Raw genomic sequence first — 16,390 nt, forward strand, 5'->3', positions numbered from 1 at the left:
GTCCGCAACCGTCAGTCCGCGCGCCGGACCTCGGCGAGGCGGCGGGCCAGGTAGCGGCGGTCGGCCTCGGTGCGGGCCAGCGCGAGGGCCTCCCGGTAGGCCGCGGCGGCCTCGTCCGGACGGCCGAGGCGGCGCAGGAGGTCCGCCCGCGTGGCGTGGAGCAGGTGATAGCCGTCCAGGCCCTCGATGCGGTCGACCAGGGCCAGACCCGCCGAGGGGCCGTCCGCCATCGCCACCGCGACGGCGCGGTTGAGCCGGACGACCGGCCCCGGGCTCATCGCTTCGAGCCGTCCGTACAGGGCGGCGATCTGCGGCCAGTCGGTCTCGGCCGCCGTGCGTGCGGTGGCGTGGCACGCGGCGATGGCCGCCTGCACCTGGTACGGGCCCGGTTCACCGCGGCGCAGCGCCCCGTCGACGAGCGCGGCGCCCTCGGCGATCGCCGCGTGGTCCCAGCGACGCCGGTCCTGGTCCTCCAGCGCGACCAGGTCGCCCGACCCGTCCGTCCGGGTGGCGTGCCGGGAGTGCTGGAGCAGCAGGAGCGCGAGGAGCCCGGCGACCTCCGGGTCCCCGGGCGCGAGGCCGTGCAGGAGCCGGGCGAGGCGGATCGCCTCCGCGCAGAGGCCGGCGCGCACCGGGTCCGCGCCCCCGCTCGCCGCGTAGCCCTCGTTGAACAGCAGGTACACCACGCCGAGGACGGACGCGGTGCGCTCGGGCAGCAGGTGCGCGGGCGGCACCCGGTACGGGATGCCCGCCTGGCGGATCTTCCGCTTGGCCCGGACGAGCCGCTGCGCCATCGCGGGCTCGGCGACCAGGAACGCCCGCGCGATCTCCCCCGTGGTCAGGCCGAGGACGGTGCGCAGCGTGAGCGCCACCCGGGCCTCGACCGGCAGCGCCGGATGGCAGCAGGTGTAGATCAGCCGGAGCCGGTCGTCGGGCAGGCCGCCCGCCTCGGTCGGCTCCTCCGCGCCCGCCGTCGCCCCCAGCTCCCTGAGCTTCGCGTCCTCCGTGGCGCCGCGCCGGATCCGGTTCAGCGCGTGGTTGCGGGCCGTCGTGGTCAGCCACGCGCCCGGCCGGCGCGGCACCCCGTCCCGCGGCCAGCGTTCGAGGGCGCGCGCGAACGCCTCCTGGGCGCACTCCTCGGCGAGGTCCCAGTCGCCCGTCATGCGGATGAGGGTCGCGACGACCCGGCCCCACTCATCGCGGAAGGCCGCCGCGACCGCGTCTCCGGCCTCCGTCAGTCCTCCCCGAACGGCCACAGCGGCCGCACCTCGATCGACCCGTACCGCGCCGACGGGTGCTTGGAGGCGATCTCGACGGCCTCCTCCAGGTCGGCGCAGTCGATCAGGTCGAAGCCGAGGATCTGCTCCTTGGTCTCGGTGAACGGACCGTCCGACAGCAGCGTCTCGCCGTCGCGCACGCGGACGGTCGTCGCGGTGTCGGTGGGGCGCAGCCGGTCGCCGAGCTTCCGGACGCCGCGGCCCTCCATCTCCTTCACCCAGGCCTCCGTGTCGGCGATCATCGCCGTCAGCTCGTCCGGGGACAGCTCGTCCTTCTCGACTCCGCAGATCATCATCAGGTACCGCATGGTTCCTCCTCGTATCAGGTTGTGACCTTCACCGGCTCCGGAACTCGTCGCCGGGCCGGCGTCTTGAGCAGCGCGACCGCGACCACGGCCCCCGCGAGGGCGATCCCGGCCGAGGCGGCGAAGGCCGCGCGGAACCCGGCGGCGGGCTCGGCGACGTCCGCCCAGGACAGGACGGCGGTGGACGCGACCGCCACACCGAACGCGCCGCCGAACTGGAACGCGGCCGTGTTGATCCCGGACGCCAGGCCCGCGTCGCCCTCGGTGGCCCCGGCGAGGGCGGCGACCGACCCGGCGACCCCGGACGCTCCGAGCCCGAACCCGAGCAGCACCAGCCCGGGCAGCAGGACGCTCGCATAGCCGCCCGCCGGCACGCGTGCCAGTGCGAGGCAGCCCGCGGCCATGAACGCCAGCCCGGCCGGCGCGACCGCCCGAACGGTGACCCGCCGGAGTGCCGCCTGCGCGGTGAACGACCCGGCGACCGCCGCCACCGGCAGCACCGCCGTGGCGAAACCGAACACGAGCGGCGAGTAGCCGAGGACGCCCTGCGCGTACAGCGACAGCGCGAGCGACGTCCCGAACACCGTCATCGCGGCCGCCAGCGCGACCGCGTTCCCGCCGGTGAGGCGGCGCGACCGGAACGTGCGCAGCGGGATGAGGGGCGCCGCCGACCGCGATTCGGCGAGCACGAACGCCAGCCCGGCGGCGACCGCGACCGCGAACGACCCGGCCGTCCACGCGCTCGCCCAGCCCTTCTCGGGAATCCGGACGACCCCGTGCACCGCGGCCGACGCCGCCAGCGTCACGGTCAGCGCGCCCACCGGATCGTAGGCGCGGCGCGTCCCGCTGCGGCTCTCGTCGAGCAGCGACGGCCCGAGAGCGAGCAGCACCAGCGCGACCGGCACGTTCAGGAAGAAGATCGACCGCCAGCCCGGCCCGCCGGTGAGCGGGCCGCCGGCCAGCAGCGCCGCCGTCGCGCCGAACCCGCCCACGCCCGCCCACACGGCGATCGCCCGGTTCCGCTCCGGCCCCTCCGCGAACGCCGCCGTCACGATCGACAGCGCGCTCGGCGCCATCAGCGCCGCCGACACCCCCTGCGCCACGCGGGCGCCGATCAGCACCCCGCCGCTCCAGGCGGATCCGCACAGCAGCGACGCCGCGAGGAACAGGCCCGTCCCGGCGAGGAAGGTCCAGCGCCGTCCGGCCAGGTCGGCCATCCGGCCGCCGAGCAGCAGCAGGCCCCCGAACCCGAGCAGGTAGGCGCTCAGCACCCACTGCGCCCCGCCGCCGGTGAACCCGAGGTCGCGCTCGACCGACGGCAGCGCCAGCAGCACGATCTGCGAGTCGAGGATCACCATGAAGTTCGCCGCGCACAGCAGCCCGAGCGCCGCCCACCGGCGCGTGTTCCCATCCATGTCTCCCCCTCCGCCGGATTGCCTCTCCCCCTGTCGACACTCGGCACCGGCCGATTTCGACACCCTGGAGGAGATTTCGCGAGGAAGACCGAACGGCGGCTCTTTACGCTGTGAGCGTGCAGCCGTTCCGTACAGAACGTACAGAAGGCAGAGTGCTCCCCATGAGGCTTCTGATGCTGGGCGGGACGGAGTTCGTCGGACGGGCCGTCACCGAAGAGGCACTCGGCCGCGGCTGGGATGTCACGGTCTTCCACAGAGGGCGCCACGAGCCGCCCCAAGGGGTCGCGTCGCTGCACGGCGACCGCACGGCCGAGGGCGGCCTCAAGGCCTTGGAGGACGGGGAGTGGGACGCCGTCGTCGACACCTGGTCCGGGGCGCCGCTCGCCGTCCGCGACACCGCGCGCCTGCTCGCCGGCCGGGTCGCACGGTACGTCTACATCTCCAGCCGCTCGGTGTACCGGTTCCCTGAGCCGGCCGGGCTCGGCGAAGAAGCCGAGGTGGTGGACGGCTCCCCGGACGACGGCGATGTCGAGGACTACGCGGCGTTGAAGCGCGGCGGGGAACTCGCGGCGCTCGACGCGTTCGGGGACGACGCGCTCCTGGTGCGGGCGGGTCTCATCCTCGGCCCCTACGAGAACATCGGGCGGCTGCCCTGGTGGCTCACGCGCATGGCGCGCGGCGGCGACGTCCTGGCTCCCGGCCCCCGCGACGCCGGCTTGCAGTACATCGACGTCAGGGACCTCGCCATATGGACGCTCAATGCCGTCGAACAAGGGCTCGGCGGGCCCTACGACCTGGTCAGCCCGCCCGGCCACACGACGATGGACGAGTTGCTCCAAGCCTGCGTCGACGTGACGGGCTCGGACGCGAACCTCGTCTGGACGGCCCCCGAAACGATCCTGGAGGCGGGCATCCGGCCGTGGATGGACCTCCCCGTCTGGCTTCCGCCTGGGGAGGACTACGACACCCTCCACAAAGGCAACGTCACCAAGGCCCTTTCGGCAGGGTTGCGTTGCCGGCCCGTCCGGGAGACGGTCGCGGACACCTGGGAGTGGCTCCGGTCGATAGGCGGCACGGCCCCGCAGCGCCCCGACCGTCCAGTGCTCGGCCTGGATCCCGAGAAGGAGAACGAGGTCCTGGGATCGCGCTGACCCGTACCCCTGCGCGAGATCGTCCCTCGCGGCCCGGCGTCGTGCGCGGCTTGTCTCAGGGCCGGGCTGTGGACACATGGGCGCCCGTCCGCTAGAGAGGCGTTCTATGACCGCTTTGGTACTCGGCCCCCACCTCCGGCACGTGAGTCACCACACCGCGACGATCTGGGTGGAGACCGACCGTCCGTGCGAGGTCAGGGTCGTCAACCGGGAGCAGGGGGTGGACGCGTCCGCCCGCACGTTCACGGCGCACGGCCACCACTACGCCGTCGTCGAGATCGACGGGCTCGCGCCGGGGGCCCGGATCCCGTACGAGGTGGTGGCGGACGGCGAGACCGTCTGGCCCGAGGGAGGCGGCGGGCTTCCCCCGTCCCTCATCAGGACGCTGCGCGAGCACGGCGAGCTGCGCATCTCCTTCGGCTCCTGCCGCCGCTCCCCCGGCACCGTGGAGGAGTACGGGCACGACGCCCTCACCGCGTTCGCGGACAGGCTCCGCACGGGCGGGGACGACGTCGCCTGGCCGGACGTCCTGCTCATGGTCGGCGACCAGGTGTACGCCGACGAGCTGACCCCGCAGATGCGCGAGTTCATCAGCGGCCGCCGCGCCCCGGGCTCGCCCCCGGACGGCGAGGTCGCCGACTTCGAGGACTACACGCAGCTCTACAAGCTCGCCTGGCACGACGACCCGGCCGTGCGGTGGCTGCTGTCCACCGTCCCCACCTTCACGATCTTCGACGACCACGACATCCGGGACGACTGGAACACCTCGTACACCTGGCGCCAGGAGATGTGGTCGCAGCCCTGGTGGAAGGCCCGCATCACGGGCGGCATCGGGTCGTACTGGATCTACCAGCACCTCGGGAACATGGCGCCGCAGGACCGGGCGTCCGACCCCGTCCTCGCGGCCGTCCGGGCGGCCTCGGACGAGACCGGCGACGCGGGCGCCGTCCTGGACGAGTTCGCCGAGAAGGCCGACAAGCGCCCCGACAGCACGCGCTGGAGCTACGCCCACGACTGGGGCGGCACGCGCCTGATCGTCGTCGACAGCCGCTGCTCCCGACTGCTCACGGCCGACCGGCGCGGCATGCTCGACGACGACGAGTTCGACTGGCTGGACGGCCAGTGCCAGGGCGGCATGGACCACCTGCTCATCGCCAGCTCGCTCCCCTATCTGCTGCCCATGGCGATCCACCACGCCGAGTCGTGGAACGAGGCCGTCGCGGGCGGGGCGTGGGGGAAGCGGGTCGCGGCGCTCGGCGAGAAGGTCCGCCAGGCCGCCGACCTGGAGCACTGGGCCGCGTTCGAGCGGTCGTTCCGCGCCGTCGCCGCCGACGTGGTCGCCGTCGGGCGCGGGGAACGCGGCCCGGCGCCGGCGAGCATCTCGTTCCTGTCCGGCGACATCCACTACTCCTACCTGGCGCGGATCACCAAGCCCGCCACGCAGTCGAAGATCAGCCAGGTCGTCTGCTCTCCCCTGCGCAACCCGCTGGAGGGCAAGTTCCGGTGGGCGAACCGCCTCGCCTACTCCCGGACCGCCGGGGGACCGTTCCGCGCACTGGCGAAGATGGCGAAGGTCCCCGTCCCGCCGATCCGGTGGCGGATGACGAACGGCCCCTGGTTCGACAACGCCATCGCCACCGTCGAGCTGTCCGGACGCGACTGCCGCGTGCGCTGGGAGACGCCGGGGGACACCGGCACGCTGTCCGAGATGGGGCGCGCCGGCATCACGTGACGCACGGGGTGCGTTCGCTCCGCCCCCTCGACAGAGCGAACGCACCCGCCCGCGTGGAACGGCCCGCCCCTGACGCCTTCCACACACCTCCAACGGCGCGGCGCCTCGGCTATGACGCGACCCGCCGATACATGTGCGACCAAATTGAGCGACAACAAGTGGTCAATCAGTCACAATGAGCAAGCATGGAGCGAGGGGACGACGCGACGGGGCCCGGCGGCGCCGAGGCCGGCGACGCCGTGCTCATCTACCGGGTCCGCCAGGGCGAGGACGCCGCCTTCGGCATCCTGTACGAACGGCACCTGCCGGCCGCGCGCAGGCTCGCGGGGCAGCTGACCGAGCGCGACGCCGCCGAGGACGCCGTCCAGGAGGCCTTCACGAAGGTCCTCGCCGTCCTGAAGCGCGGGGGCGGGCCCGATTCCGGGTTTCGGCCCTACCTGCTCACGGTGGTGCGGAGGACGGTCTACGACCGGCAGCGCGCCGACCAGCGCCTCCACCGCACCGGCGACATCGAGGCGTACGACGTCGAGGAGCCCTTCGACGACCCGGCGGTCGAGGAGCTGGAGCGTTCGCTGATCGCGCGCGCGTTCCTCTCGCTGCCCGACCGCTGGCAGACCGTCCTCTGGTACACCGAGGTCGAGGACGGGAGGCCGGCCGACGTCGCCCCGATCCTCGGCCTGACCGCGAACGGCGCCGCCGCCCTCGCCTACCGGGCCCGCGAAGGGCTGCGGCAGGCCTACCTGCAGATGCATCTGGAAGACCTCGAAGCCGACGACGCGTGCCGTCCCGTCCTGGCCAAGCTCGGCGCCTACGTGCGGGACGCGCTCCCCTACCGCGACTCCCGCAGGGTCAAGCGGCATCTCGACCGCTGCAAGCGCTGCAAGGGCCTGCACGGGGAGCTGGCGCAGGTGAACACGGCCCTGCGCGACATCATCGGCCCGCTCATCCTCGGCTCGGCGAGCGCCGCCTACCTGGCGTCCAGAGGCGGCCTCCTCCTGTGGCTGCGCGACCTGCCCCGGCGCCGGCAGATGATCGCCGCGGCCGTGGCGGTCCTCGCCGGGGCGGTGGCGCTGGGCCTGACGCTCGCGTCGGACGAGCAGGCGGCGCCCGTCCCGGACGGACCGCCGCCCGCCGTCGCCGAGCCGGCCGTCCCACCCGCTCCCAGGCCGCCCGCCTCCAAACCGCACGCCTCCAAACCGCACGCCTCGAAGCCGCCGGTCACCAGACCGCACGCGAAGCGTCCCGCGTTCGTCCGTCCGATGGCGGACACTCCCCGCGGCCGGCCGTCCCGCCCCGCGCCGAAGCCACGACCGCATACCGGCCCGCCGCACGCCGCACCACCCGCGCAGAAGCCCTCCACGCCCCGCCCGACTTCGCCCGTTCCTCCGACCGCACCCCCGGGAGGCCTGCTGGTCGACATCGAACTGCGGGTGCCGCTGCTGTCCGCCGAGGTACGCGTCCGCCTCGGCGTCGACACGCCATGCGGCCAGGCCCGCTTCATATGGCACCGCACCGCGCCTACGGCACCGCGCCCGGCCGCGCCCGCCACGAGGAGATGAAGCGGGGGTCGCGGGCACGTCCGGACTGAACCCGCGACCTGATTCTTCCCGTAAAGATCCTCCGGAAGGGCCGGACGGAGCCTAAAGGGCTGGTAGCGTCCGCCGCGGCTCCCGATTCCTTGTTACCGGGGAGTCGCCAACCGGCGGCTTGCCATGAAAGAGTGGCGAATCGCCGTAACGGCCTACCGGGCAGACGGGCTTCACTACGCTATAAGCGCCCGGGGTCGCTTACGCCGAAGTGGGCACGCTGTGAACTCCCGTGTTGAGGAAGGACGGTGCCGCATGGATCGCTGCGCGCTGTTCGTGGACGCCGGCTACCTGCTGGCTGACGGTGCCATGGCGGTACACGGCACGCGCCATCGCGAGACCGTCTCATGGGATTTCGGCGGCCTCCTGCAGCTGCTCGGCAACCTCGCCAGGGAGCGCACCGGCATGCCGCTGCTGCGCTGCTACTGGTACGAGGCGACGGTCGAGGGGCGCCGCACCCCCGAGCACGACGCGCTGGCAGACCTGCCCGGCCTCAAGCTGCGGCTCGGCCGGATCCGCCCCGGCCGCCGCGAGGGCGTCGACGCCGAGATCCACCGCGACCTGATGGCCCTGGCCCGCAACTCCGCGCTGGCCGACGCCGTCGTGGTGAGCGGCGACGAGGACCTCGCGCAGGTCGTCGCCGACGCCCAGGACCTCGGCGTCCGCGTGACGATCGTGCACGTCGCCGTCGACGGCAACTGGACGATCTCCCGGGTGCTGCGCCAGGAGTGCGACGACCTCATCGAGATCGGCTCCGGCCACCTGCGCCCCTACGTGAACCTGCTCGCCGGCGCGGACAGCGGCTCCTCCTCGCTCGGGACGAGCCCGCTGTCCAACGGGCACGGCGCGACGAACGGGCACGCGAGCTCGCTCGGCCCGCTCCAGACCACCTCGAACAACGGGCCGCCCCCCGCGTCCCCGCTGAGCGTCCCGCCCCCGCCCCCGGCCTCCACCCCGGCCCCGCCCGTCCGCGACCTCGGCCCTGCCATGACCGGCGGGTTCGGCGGCGGATCCGCGGCGACCGGCGGCTCGGGCACCGGGACCGGCCCCATGCCGCTGCCGGGCGGCTCGGGCGGCGGGTACGGCGGATCGCCCTACAGCTCCGGCGGGCAGCCGCTCCCTTCGCAGCCCGCCCCGGCCCCGGCGGCCGGGCCGTCCTCGACGCAGGCCCCGGCTCCGGCCCCCTCCGCCCCGCCGCCGAGCCTCGGCCCGCAGTACACCTCCTCCCCTGTCCCGGCGCCGTCCCCTCCGCCGCCCCCGCAGACCCTCCAGCCGCAGACGATGCAGTCCGGCGGCCAGCAGCACGGCCCCTACACCGGCCCTCAGCAGATGCCCGTCCCGGCACAGCAGACGCCCACGCTCTCGGATGCCGTCAAGGCCGCCCACCAGGAGGGCCAGGACTTCGGCGAGTCCGTCGCCCGGGACGCCCCCGCCCTGTGGCTGGAGGCCGTCCTCGCCCGCAAGCCGCGCATGCCCTCCGACCTGGAGGCCAGGCTGCTGCAGGGCTCCTCCCTGCCCATCGACTTCCTCCTGCACGACGAGGTGCGCCACGCCCTGCGCCGGGGCTTCTGGGACGCGCTCGAACGTTCACGCAGGTGACCTGACGTCCCCTCATTAGCACCGGTATTCCACGATCATCATCGATTCGCCCGCTTCGGCCGGGCGGTGCCGGGTAGCGTTGAACCGTGACGCATGTGACGGAAGACGATCTCGACGATCTGGAGTTCGACACCCTGCGCACCGGCGATCACATCTCGGCGGCCCGCCGGCTGGCCGAGTTGGCCGAGTCGGTGTCCGGCGGAGTGTCCCGCGCCAACGTCCTCCTGCGCGCGGGCGAGCAGTGGCAGCACGCCGGCGACCACGCCAGGGCGGCCGAGCTGTACCGCCGGGCCATGGAGGACGGCGGCGAGACCTACGGCGACGCGCGCGCCTACCTCGCCGACGCGCTCTTCGAACTCGGCCAGGCCGACGAGGCCCGCGCCCTCGTCGAGCAGATCCGCGACGACAAGCCGCGCGACCCCGAGGTGTACCGCGCCGTGGCCGAGGTGCTCTACGCCCAGGGCGACGCGACCGGCGCCCACGAATGGGCCACCAGCGGCGCCGACGTCGTCCTAGCCCTCCGCGACCGCGCGGTAGGCACCGGCATAGGCGGCGGCCCCGACGAGGGCCCGTCCCCGGAAGCCGACACCCTCACCCCGGGCCTGGACGACGTAGCCCTGGCCGAGGACAGCCTGGAAGCCCTCCTCCGCCTCCGCTACCGCGCCCGCATAGACCTGGGCCGCAGCGAAGACGACTACGACGCACTGTTGGACGACCTCCTAAAGAACTCTTAGTTACCCAGGGGGAGCGACCCCCCTGGAACCCCCCGTTGCGACGCGGGCGATCCTCACGCCGCCGTTGCGGCTCTTGTGCCCGTGACGGCGTGTGCGGCGTCGCTGCGGTCGCCCGCGTCGGCGGGCATGCGCGTTGCGCTCGCTGCACTCGCTCCACGCACCTGCCCGCGCTGTGACTTCCCAGGGGGGCGACCCCCTGGGAAGACACAGTCACAACCTCGTTATTAGTTCGCTCAGGGATTGGGCTACTGCGGTGGGGGGGTCGTGTTCGGTTGTCGGCCAGCCTCGTAGGTGGGCCTCTCTGATGGCCTGGTCGTGCTCGGGGGAGGCGGAGCGGTCCGAATGGGTGCGGAGGTAGCCGCAGGGCGCCTCGGGCCAATCTGGGGCCGTGGGGAGGGTGTCCTGCGGGGCGCCGTGGTCGTGGCGAGCGGGGCGGGGTAGGTCGGCGTCGACGAAGACGTAGCCGCCTACCGGGCGGTGGGCGGCGCGCTGGGCCAGGGCGATGCCCGGCAGCAGGGGGCCCGCGGCACCGTGGGCCACGAGGACGAGCGGGGCCACCGGGTCGGTGGCGGTGATGGTCAGCGAGACGCGGGCGATGTAGCGGGGGCCGTCGTCGCCCGGGACGTCCGGGGCCACCACGTCCAGGCCGTAGGAGCGGAGCATCTCGGGGAGGTCGCCCCAGGAGGCCGCGGTGGCGCCGGGGGCGTGCAGCAGGACGACGGTTCCGGGTGTCACCCCGCGAACCGTACACGCCGGGGCCGGGGCGCGTACGCAGGGTGAATAGGGTTCTGCACGTGAGCGATCGAGATGAGCTGCTGCAGAAGATCAAGGACAAGGCCGTGGTGCACGGGGACTTCGTGCTGTCCTCCGGCAAGCGGGCGTCCTGGTACGTGGACCTGCGCCGGGTGACGCTGGACGGGGCCACGGCCCCGCTGGTGGGCCGGGTCATGCTGGACGAGACCGCCGACCTGGACTACGAGGCCGTCGGCGGGCTCACGCTCGGGGCCGACCCGGTGGCCACCGCGATGCTGCACGCGGCGGCGGCGCGCGGCCGGGCGCTGGACGCGTTCGTCGTCCGCAAGGCGGGCAAGGCCCACGGGCTCCAGCGCCGGATCGAGGGGCCGGACGTGGCGGGCCGACGCGTCCTCGCGGTGGAGGACACCTCGACCACGGGCGGCTCGGTCCTCACCGCGGTGGAGGCGCTACGCGAGGCGGGAGCGGAAGTCGTCGCGGTCGCGACGATCCTGGAGCGCGGTGCAGCCGGCCGGATCGCCGAGGAGGGGCTGGAGTACCGGCACCCGTACGACGTCGCCGACCTGGGGCTCGGCTAGCGGGCCTTGATGAACCACTGGGCGCGCTGCCCGTTCGGCTGGCGCGGCTGGACCTCCCCGTAGATCACGACCTGCAGGGAGCCGCCGTTGGAGGCGGCGACCGCCAGGGGCGCCTCCTTGAACTGGAGGGTGTCGCCGGTGCTGAGGGGGCCGTTGGCGAGGACCTTGCCGCCGGCGTCGGCGACGCGGACGACGACTTTCGTGGGCTGGCCGGTCACGTGGATCACCAGGGGCAGCGCGGCCGTGGGCGACGTCGTGGCCTCGCTGCCGCTCGGGGTCTTGCGCCCGCCGTCGCTCGAAGCCGAGACCCCGGTGGCGGGGCCCTTCTTGTCGGGTTCGCTCATGATCGCGTTGACCAGGGCCATGCCGCCGACGATGAGCAGGGCCAAGGCTGCCATCACGGCCAAGGCCGCGATCAGTATGCGCGCGAGACCCCTAGGGTCCGACCGGTGACGTCCCACATGGGGAGGTTAGCGATAACTGTCACCGCTGAGCGACGGACGGGACTCTTCGGGACCATTCTTATTCGGACCGTGGTCCGTTTTGCGCCCCTTCAGGACCTCCCGAATGATCGGAATGACCGAAAGAACCAAGATGACCGCTACGCCCGGGAGGATGTACTTCTCAACGTCGGGCACTTCGGACCCGAGGAAGTGGCCGAGGAGGAACAGCGCGTCCGTCCAGACGATGCCGCCGATCGCGTTCCAGACGAAGAACTTCTTCGCGTCCATGCCGAGCATCCCGGCGAGCGGGTTCAGGAACGTCCGAACGATCGGGATGAACCGGGCGAGCACCACGGCCTTCGCGGGACCGAACCGGTTGAAGTAGTACTCGGCCTTCTCCACCCACTCGTGCTTGAAGATCCGGGAGTCGGGCCGGTCGAAGAGCTTGCGGCCGTAGCGGGCGCCGAGGAAGTGGCCGAGCTGGGCGCCGGCGATCGCCGCCACCGGGCCGCCGATGAGCAGCCAGGGCAGCGACAGCGGCTGGAACTCCTGCCCGTTGACGGTCGAGACCGCCGTGAGGATCCCCGCGGTGAACAGCAGCGAGTCGCCCGGGAGGATGCAGCCGACCAGAAGGCCGGTCTCCGCGAAGATGATGGCGAGCACGCCGATCGTCGCGAACGTGCCGAAGAGCTGCAGCCACGCGGTGGGGTGCAGCCACTCCATGATGTCAAGGGGAAGGGCAGTGAGATCCACACCGCGAGCGTACCTTTCCCCACGCTCCGATTAGGCGAGATACTGAGCGCGGACGGCATGCCCGAACCGGAAACCGCGTGACCTGGGCACTCACTGGGTACGCGGACGTCCGGGAGCTACCGCCCGGCCGGATGCCCGGCGGCACCCTGCGTATGAAAGGACGCTGACAATGCCCATCGCAACGCCCGAGGTCTACGCGGAGATGCTCGACCGTGCGAAGCGCGACGGCTTCGCCTTCCCCGCGATCAACGTGACGTCCAGCCAGACGCTGAACGCCGCGCTGCGCGGGTTCGCGGAGGCCGAGAGCGACGGAATCGTGCAGGTGTCCACCGGCGGGGCCGAGTACCTGTCCGGCTCCACGGTGAAGGACATGGTCACGGGCGCGACCGCGCTGGCCGAGTACGCCCGGGTCGTGGCGGCCAAGTACCCGGTGAACATCGCCCTGCACACCGACCACTGCCCGAAGGACAAGCTGGACGGCTTCATGCGGCCGCTGGTGAAGATCTCGCAGGAGCGGGTGGCGCGCGGCGAGGAGCCGCTGTTCCAGTCGCACATGTGGGACGGGTCCGCCGTCGAGCTGCACGAGAACCTGCAGATCGCCGCCGAGCTGCTGGAGGAGTGCGCCAAGGCCCGGATCATCATGGAGATGGAGATCGGGGTCGTCGGCGGCGAGGAGGACGGCGTCGCCAACGAGATCAACGAGAAGCTGTACACGACGCCGGGCGACGCGATCGCGACCGCCGAGGCCGTGGGCGTCGGCGAGAAGGGCCGCTACATCCTGGCCGCGACGTTCGGGAACGTGCACGGCGTCTACAAGCCGGGCTCGGTCAAGCTGCGTCCCGAGGTGCTCAAGGAGATCCAGGACGCGGTCGGCGCCAAGTACGGCAAGGACAAGCCGTTCGACCTCGTGTTCCACGGCGGCTCCGGCTCCACGCTGGAGGAGATCCGCGAGGCGGTGTCGTACGGCGTCGTCAAGATGAACATCGACACCGACACCCAGTACGCGTTCACCCGTCCGGTCGCCGAGCACATGTTCCGCAACTACGACGGCGTGCTGAAGGTCGACGGCGAGGTCGGCAACAAGAAGCAGTACGACCCGCGCTCGTGGGGCAAGGCGGCGGAGGCCGCGATGGCCGCCCGCATCGTCGAGGCCGCCGAGAACCTCCAGTCCGCCGGCAAGAAGCTGAAGTAGTGGAGCGGGCCGGGGGCCGCGCGGCCGGCCCCCGGCCGAGCCCGTTGCCTGACGAAACGCGGGTAGGGTCGAAGGCGTGGCACTGCCCCGCACGTACGAGTCGCAGAACTGCTCGGTCGCCCGCTCGCTGGAGGTCGTGGGCGACCGCTGGACGATGCTGGTGATCCGCAGCGCCTTCCAGGGCGTGCGGCGCTTCGACGACTTCCAGGACGCCCTCGGCGTGGCCCGCAACGTCCTCACCGACCGGCTCAACCGGCTCTGCGACGAGGGCATCATGCGCCGCGTCAGGTACCAGGAGCGGCCGGACCGGTACGAGTACCGGCTGACCCGCAAGGGCGTGGAACTGTGGCCCGCGGTCATGACCCTGATGATGTGGGGCGACCGCCACTACGCGCCGGACGGCCCGCCCCTGGTCATCGGCCACCGGGGCTGCGACGGCACGCTGACCCCCCGTTTCACCTGCGATTCCTGCGGGGCGCAACTCGGCCCCGGCGACGTCGATCCCCGTCCCGGCCCGAGCGCCTGATTTGGCGGTACAGCGCACCTTCCCCGCGAAACGTGCGCCTTTCTCGATAAACGCCGACGTTTCATTTTTCTCGGCGGCCGCAGGATTGGCTCCGCCAGGGCCGCCGATGAATTCTCCGCGCGGCGGCGGTCTGCCCTGGTGACCGTCCTAGCGAGCGGAGGAGCCGAATGCGGGAATCGGCCGGCGCGTCAATGTCCCTCCCACCGAGTACGCCCCTCCCTTCGAGCCCGTCCCCGCCATCGAGCGCGGGCATCCTGGAGTGCTCGATCGGTTTCCTCCTGACCGCCGTCCAGCCCGTCACTCGGCGAATGCTCACGCGCCCGACGCCGTGCGCCGAATGGGACCTCCACATGCTGCTGCTGCACATCGGCGACTCCCTCGCCGCGGTGCACGAGGGTTTGGCGGCGGGCCGGATCGGCCTCCGCCCCGTCGCTGTCGAACCGGCCGGCGACCCGGTGTCGGCACTGCGCGTGCAGGCCGTTCGCGTGCTCCGCCACGCCAGGGCCTCCGCCGCCTGCCCGGGCCGCGGCACGAGGGCGGCGATCGGCGACCTGCGGATCCCCGGCGAACTGGTGGCCGGCGCGGGTGCTCTCGAAGCGGTCGTGCACGGTTGGGACGTCGCGCAGGCGACCGGCGCAAGGCAGCCCGTCCCTCCAGGTCTGGCCGTGCACCTCCTCACGGTGGCGAGAACCCTGGCGCCGCCGGACGGGCGCTGTCCCCTCTTCCGCGAACCGGTCGAAGCGGGTCCGCACGCGTCGCCCGGCGAACGCCTCGTCGCCTTCCTCGGCCGCCGCCCGCCGCCCTGACGGGCCGGCCGCCGCCCGGATCGCGGCGCGATGCACCGGGCTCGTGGGTTGCTTCACACAACTTCATGCGGTCCAATAAGTTGTGTGAAGCAACTCGATGTGCGCAGCGCCGCTCGCATTGACGCCGCGCTGGCCGACGTCCGGATCCGCCCGTACGGGATCACCGACGGCCCCCGCGTCCGGCGGATGTCGGAGCGGCTCTCGGCCGCCAGCCTCTACACGCGCTTCTTCTCGGGGACGCCCCGCATCCCCGACCACTACATGGGCCTGCTCGACCGCCTCGACCACTGGGACCGCGACGCCCTCGTCGGCCTGGACGGCGACGAGATCGCCGGCATCGCCGAGTACGTCCGCGACCCCGCGCGGCCCTGGCGGGCGGACGTCGCCGTCCTCGTCACCGACCCGTGGCAGCAGCGGGGCCTGGGCACCACCCTCGTCGGCCACCTAGCGCGACTGGCCGCACGGCGCGGAATCAACGAGTTCGACGCGGACATCATCCTCACGAACCGGCAGGGGCTCCACTTCGTCCGGCACGGCTGGCCGTCCGCCCGCTCCACCCTGGACGGCGGCGCGGCCCACTTCACCCTGCCTCTCGCCGGCGCCACCATTCGCTGAGGCCGGTCAAGAAGGTTCGGCACGTCCGCTCATGGTTTGCGGGCCACGCCGCCGTAGAGGCCGACCTGTTCGGGCGGGACGACCGGGCCCTCGGGGCGCCAGGACGTGATGTAGCCGAGGCCGGGGTCGACCGGTTCCAGGCCCGTGAAGAACCCGTTGATGGCGTCGCGGTTCCGGGGAGTGATCTGGGCGCTGGGAGCCTGCCTGGTGTACTCCTCGGCGGCGTCGGACGCCCCTTGCGGGTTCTCCTCGGGCGTGCCGTGTGAGATCACGAGGTAGGAGCCGGGCGCCAGCCGGTCCACCAGCCTTGCCACGATGCCGTGCACGCCGTCCTCGTCCGGGAGGAAGTGCAGGATCGCGACCAGGAGGAGGGCCACGGGCTCGTCGAAGTCCAGCGTGGCCGCCGCGTGCTCCAGGATCGCGTCCGGCTCGCGCAGATCGGCCTCGACGTAGTCGGTGGCGCCCTCGGGGGTGCTGGTGAGCAGGGCGCGCGCGTGGACGAGGACGACGGGGTCGTTGTCGGCGTAGACGACGCGGGCCGCGGGCTCGATCCGCTGCGCCACGTCATGGACGTTGTCCTGCGTCGGCAAGCCCGTCCCGATGTCCAGGAACTGCCTGATGCCGGCCTCACCGGCCAGGTACCGGACGGCCCGTCCGAGGAACGCGCGGTTCTCCCGGGCGACCAGGCGCATGCTGGGAATGATCTTCAGCAGCCCGTCGGCGACCTTGCGGTCGACCTCGTAGTTGTCCTTGCCGCCCAGCAGGTGGTCGTAGACGCGGGCGGGGCTCGGGACGGACGTGTCGACGCCCTGCGGCCTGCTCATCGGTTGATCGTAGGCGGACGCGGCGGCGAGCTCCAGATGCGTTCCGCGGCTCCGGACGCGGCATCGCTCCGCCGTGCCGCCGGCGAACCGCCGCCCCTGGT

The 16,390-nt window shown here is 72.7% G+C and carries 17 protein-coding genes; 10 read left to right on the plus strand and 7 right to left on the minus strand.

Annotated elements, in window-relative coordinates:
• Positions 1-11: 11 nt before the first annotated feature.
• The 3 genes from K4S16_RS20030 to K4S16_RS20040 are packed head-to-tail and all read right to left on the minus strand — an operon-like array spanning position 12 to position 2,997.
• Positions 12-1,256: an RNA polymerase sigma factor gene (locus tag K4S16_RS20030; RefSeq protein ID WP_235036932.1), complete on the minus strand. Its 1,245-nt coding sequence runs from the start codon at positions 1,254-1,256 to the stop codon at positions 12-14.
• Positions 1,235-1,585 carry a YciI family protein gene (locus tag K4S16_RS20035; RefSeq protein ID WP_149260501.1) on the minus strand — a complete coding sequence of 117 codons (351 nt, stop codon included), beginning with the start codon at positions 1,583-1,585 and terminating at the stop codon, positions 1,235-1,237. Before K4S16_RS20035 ends, K4S16_RS20030 begins: the two co-directional genes overlap by 22 nt.
• A 14-nt stretch (positions 1,586-1,599) precedes the next feature.
• The gene (locus K4S16_RS20040) at positions 1,600-2,997 is read right to left on the minus strand and encodes an MFS transporter (protein ID WP_149260502.1); all 1,398 of its coding nucleotides are present in this window, start codon (positions 2,995-2,997) and stop codon (positions 1,600-1,602) included.
• Positions 2,998-3,158: 161 nt separating this feature from the next.
• Between K4S16_RS20040 and K4S16_RS20045 the strand changes: the two genes are divergently transcribed.
• From K4S16_RS20045 to K4S16_RS20065, 5 genes are all read left to right on the plus strand, one after another.
• Positions 3,159-4,148, plus strand: coding sequence for an NAD-dependent epimerase/dehydratase family protein (locus tag K4S16_RS20045; RefSeq protein WP_149260503.1), 990 nt, complete (start codon positions 3,159-3,161; stop codon positions 4,146-4,148).
• 106 nt (positions 4,149-4,254) lie between these two features.
• Positions 4,255-5,880 carry an alkaline phosphatase D family protein gene (locus K4S16_RS20050; RefSeq protein WP_149260504.1) on the plus strand — a complete coding sequence of 542 codons (1,626 nt, stop codon included), beginning with the start codon at positions 4,255-4,257 and terminating at the stop codon, positions 5,878-5,880.
• Positions 5,881-6,065: 185 nt separating this feature from the next.
• Positions 6,066-7,439: a sigma-70 family RNA polymerase sigma factor gene (locus K4S16_RS20055; RefSeq protein ID WP_149260505.1), complete on the plus strand. Its 1,374-nt coding sequence runs from the start codon at positions 6,066-6,068 to the stop codon at positions 7,437-7,439.
• 282 nt (positions 7,440-7,721) lie between these two features.
• Complete coding sequence (locus K4S16_RS20060; RefSeq protein ID WP_149260506.1) at positions 7,722-9,065, plus strand: NYN domain-containing protein; 1,344 nt, start codon at positions 7,722-7,724, stop codon at positions 9,063-9,065.
• Between the two features lie 86 nt (positions 9,066-9,151).
• Positions 9,152-9,799, plus strand: a complete 648-nt coding sequence (locus K4S16_RS20065) for a tol-pal system YbgF family protein (RefSeq protein WP_235036933.1) — start codon at positions 9,152-9,154, stop codon at positions 9,797-9,799.
• Positions 9,800-10,009: 210 nt separating this feature from the next.
• On the opposite strand, the gene K4S16_RS20070 is transcribed toward K4S16_RS20065, so the two are convergent.
• Positions 10,010-10,534, minus strand: a complete 525-nt coding sequence (locus K4S16_RS20070) for a hypothetical protein (protein WP_149260507.1) — start codon at positions 10,532-10,534, stop codon at positions 10,010-10,012.
• A gap of 59 nt (positions 10,535-10,593) precedes the next feature.
• On the opposite strand from K4S16_RS20070, the gene pyrE reads away from it, so the two are divergent.
• The gene (gene pyrE, locus K4S16_RS20075) at positions 10,594-11,130 is read left to right on the plus strand and encodes an orotate phosphoribosyltransferase (RefSeq protein WP_149260508.1); all 537 of its coding nucleotides are present in this window, start codon (positions 10,594-10,596) and stop codon (positions 11,128-11,130) included.
• On the opposite strand, the gene K4S16_RS20080 is transcribed toward pyrE, so the two are convergent.
• Complete coding sequence (locus K4S16_RS20080) at positions 11,127-11,528, minus strand: hypothetical protein (protein ID WP_149260509.1); 402 nt, start codon at positions 11,526-11,528, stop codon at positions 11,127-11,129. The two genes, pyrE and K4S16_RS20080, sit on opposite strands and share 4 nt — an antisense overlap.
• Positions 11,529-11,600: 72 nt before the next feature.
• Positions 11,601-12,326: a DedA family protein gene (locus tag K4S16_RS20085; protein WP_308800803.1), complete on the minus strand. Its 726-nt coding sequence runs from the start codon at positions 12,324-12,326 to the stop codon at positions 11,601-11,603.
• Between the two features lie 169 nt (positions 12,327-12,495).
• Here K4S16_RS20085 and fbaA point away from each other — a divergent pair, with 169 nt between their 5' ends.
• The 4 genes from fbaA (at position 12,496) to K4S16_RS20105 (ending at position 15,465) form a co-directional block, all read left to right on the plus strand.
• On the plus strand, positions 12,496-13,518 hold the full coding sequence (gene fbaA / locus K4S16_RS20090) for a class II fructose-bisphosphate aldolase (RefSeq protein WP_149260510.1): 1,023 nt from the start codon (positions 12,496-12,498) through the stop codon (positions 13,516-13,518).
• Positions 13,519-13,594: 76 nt separating this feature from the next.
• Positions 13,595-14,044 carry a helix-turn-helix domain-containing protein gene (locus K4S16_RS20095; protein ID WP_149260511.1) on the plus strand — a complete coding sequence of 150 codons (450 nt, stop codon included), beginning with the start codon at positions 13,595-13,597 and terminating at the stop codon, positions 14,042-14,044.
• Between the two features lie 191 nt (positions 14,045-14,235).
• Positions 14,236-14,850: a TIGR03086 family metal-binding protein gene (locus tag K4S16_RS20100; RefSeq protein WP_268843259.1), complete on the plus strand. Its 615-nt coding sequence runs from the start codon at positions 14,236-14,238 to the stop codon at positions 14,848-14,850.
• An 84-nt stretch (positions 14,851-14,934) separates the two neighbouring features.
• Entirely contained in the window at positions 14,935-15,465 is a 531-nt protein-coding gene (locus K4S16_RS20105; protein ID WP_235036934.1) for a GNAT family N-acetyltransferase, read from the plus strand.
• A gap of 29 nt (positions 15,466-15,494) precedes the next feature.
• Here K4S16_RS20105 and K4S16_RS20110 read toward each other — a convergent pair whose 3' ends face one another.
• Positions 15,495-16,289 carry an SAM-dependent methyltransferase gene (locus K4S16_RS20110; RefSeq protein WP_149260514.1) on the minus strand — a complete coding sequence of 265 codons (795 nt, stop codon included), beginning with the start codon at positions 16,287-16,289 and terminating at the stop codon, positions 15,495-15,497.
• Between the last annotated feature and the right edge of the window lie 101 nt (positions 16,290-16,390).

Source organism: Actinomadura sp. K4S16, assembly GCF_008327685.1.
Lineage (GTDB): Bacteria > Actinomycetota > Actinomycetes > Streptosporangiales > Streptosporangiaceae > Spirillospora.

Excerpts from the sequence above, each read along its gene's own strand:
- K4S16_RS20035 (WP_149260501.1), bottom strand. The coding sequence starts at position 1,585 with ATGCGGTACCTGATGATGATCTGCGGAGTCGAGAAGGACGAGCTGTCC.
- K4S16_RS20040 (WP_149260502.1), bottom strand. The coding sequence starts at position 2,997 with ATGGATGGGAACACGCGCCGGTGGGCGGCGCTCGGGCTGCTGTGCGCG.
- K4S16_RS20045 (WP_149260503.1), top strand. The coding sequence starts at position 3,159 with ATGAGGCTTCTGATGCTGGGCGGGACGGAGTTCGTCGGACGGGCCGTC.
- K4S16_RS20050 (WP_149260504.1), top strand. The coding sequence starts at position 4,255 with ATGACCGCTTTGGTACTCGGCCCCCACCTCCGGCACGTGAGTCACCAC.
- K4S16_RS20055 (WP_149260505.1), top strand. The coding sequence starts at position 6,066 with ATGGAGCGAGGGGACGACGCGACGGGGCCCGGCGGCGCCGAGGCCGGC.
- K4S16_RS20060 (WP_149260506.1), top strand. The coding sequence starts at position 7,722 with ATGGATCGCTGCGCGCTGTTCGTGGACGCCGGCTACCTGCTGGCTGAC.
- K4S16_RS20080 (WP_149260509.1), bottom strand. The coding sequence starts at position 11,528 with ATGGCAGCCTTGGCCCTGCTCATCGTCGGCGGCATGGCCCTGGTCAAC.
- fbaA (WP_149260510.1), top strand. The coding sequence starts at position 12,496 with ATGCCCATCGCAACGCCCGAGGTCTACGCGGAGATGCTCGACCGTGCG.
- K4S16_RS20100 (WP_268843259.1), top strand. The coding sequence starts at position 14,236 with ATGTCCCTCCCACCGAGTACGCCCCTCCCTTCGAGCCCGTCCCCGCCA.
- K4S16_RS20110 (WP_149260514.1), bottom strand. The coding sequence starts at position 16,289 with ATGAGCAGGCCGCAGGGCGTCGACACGTCCGTCCCGAGCCCCGCCCGC.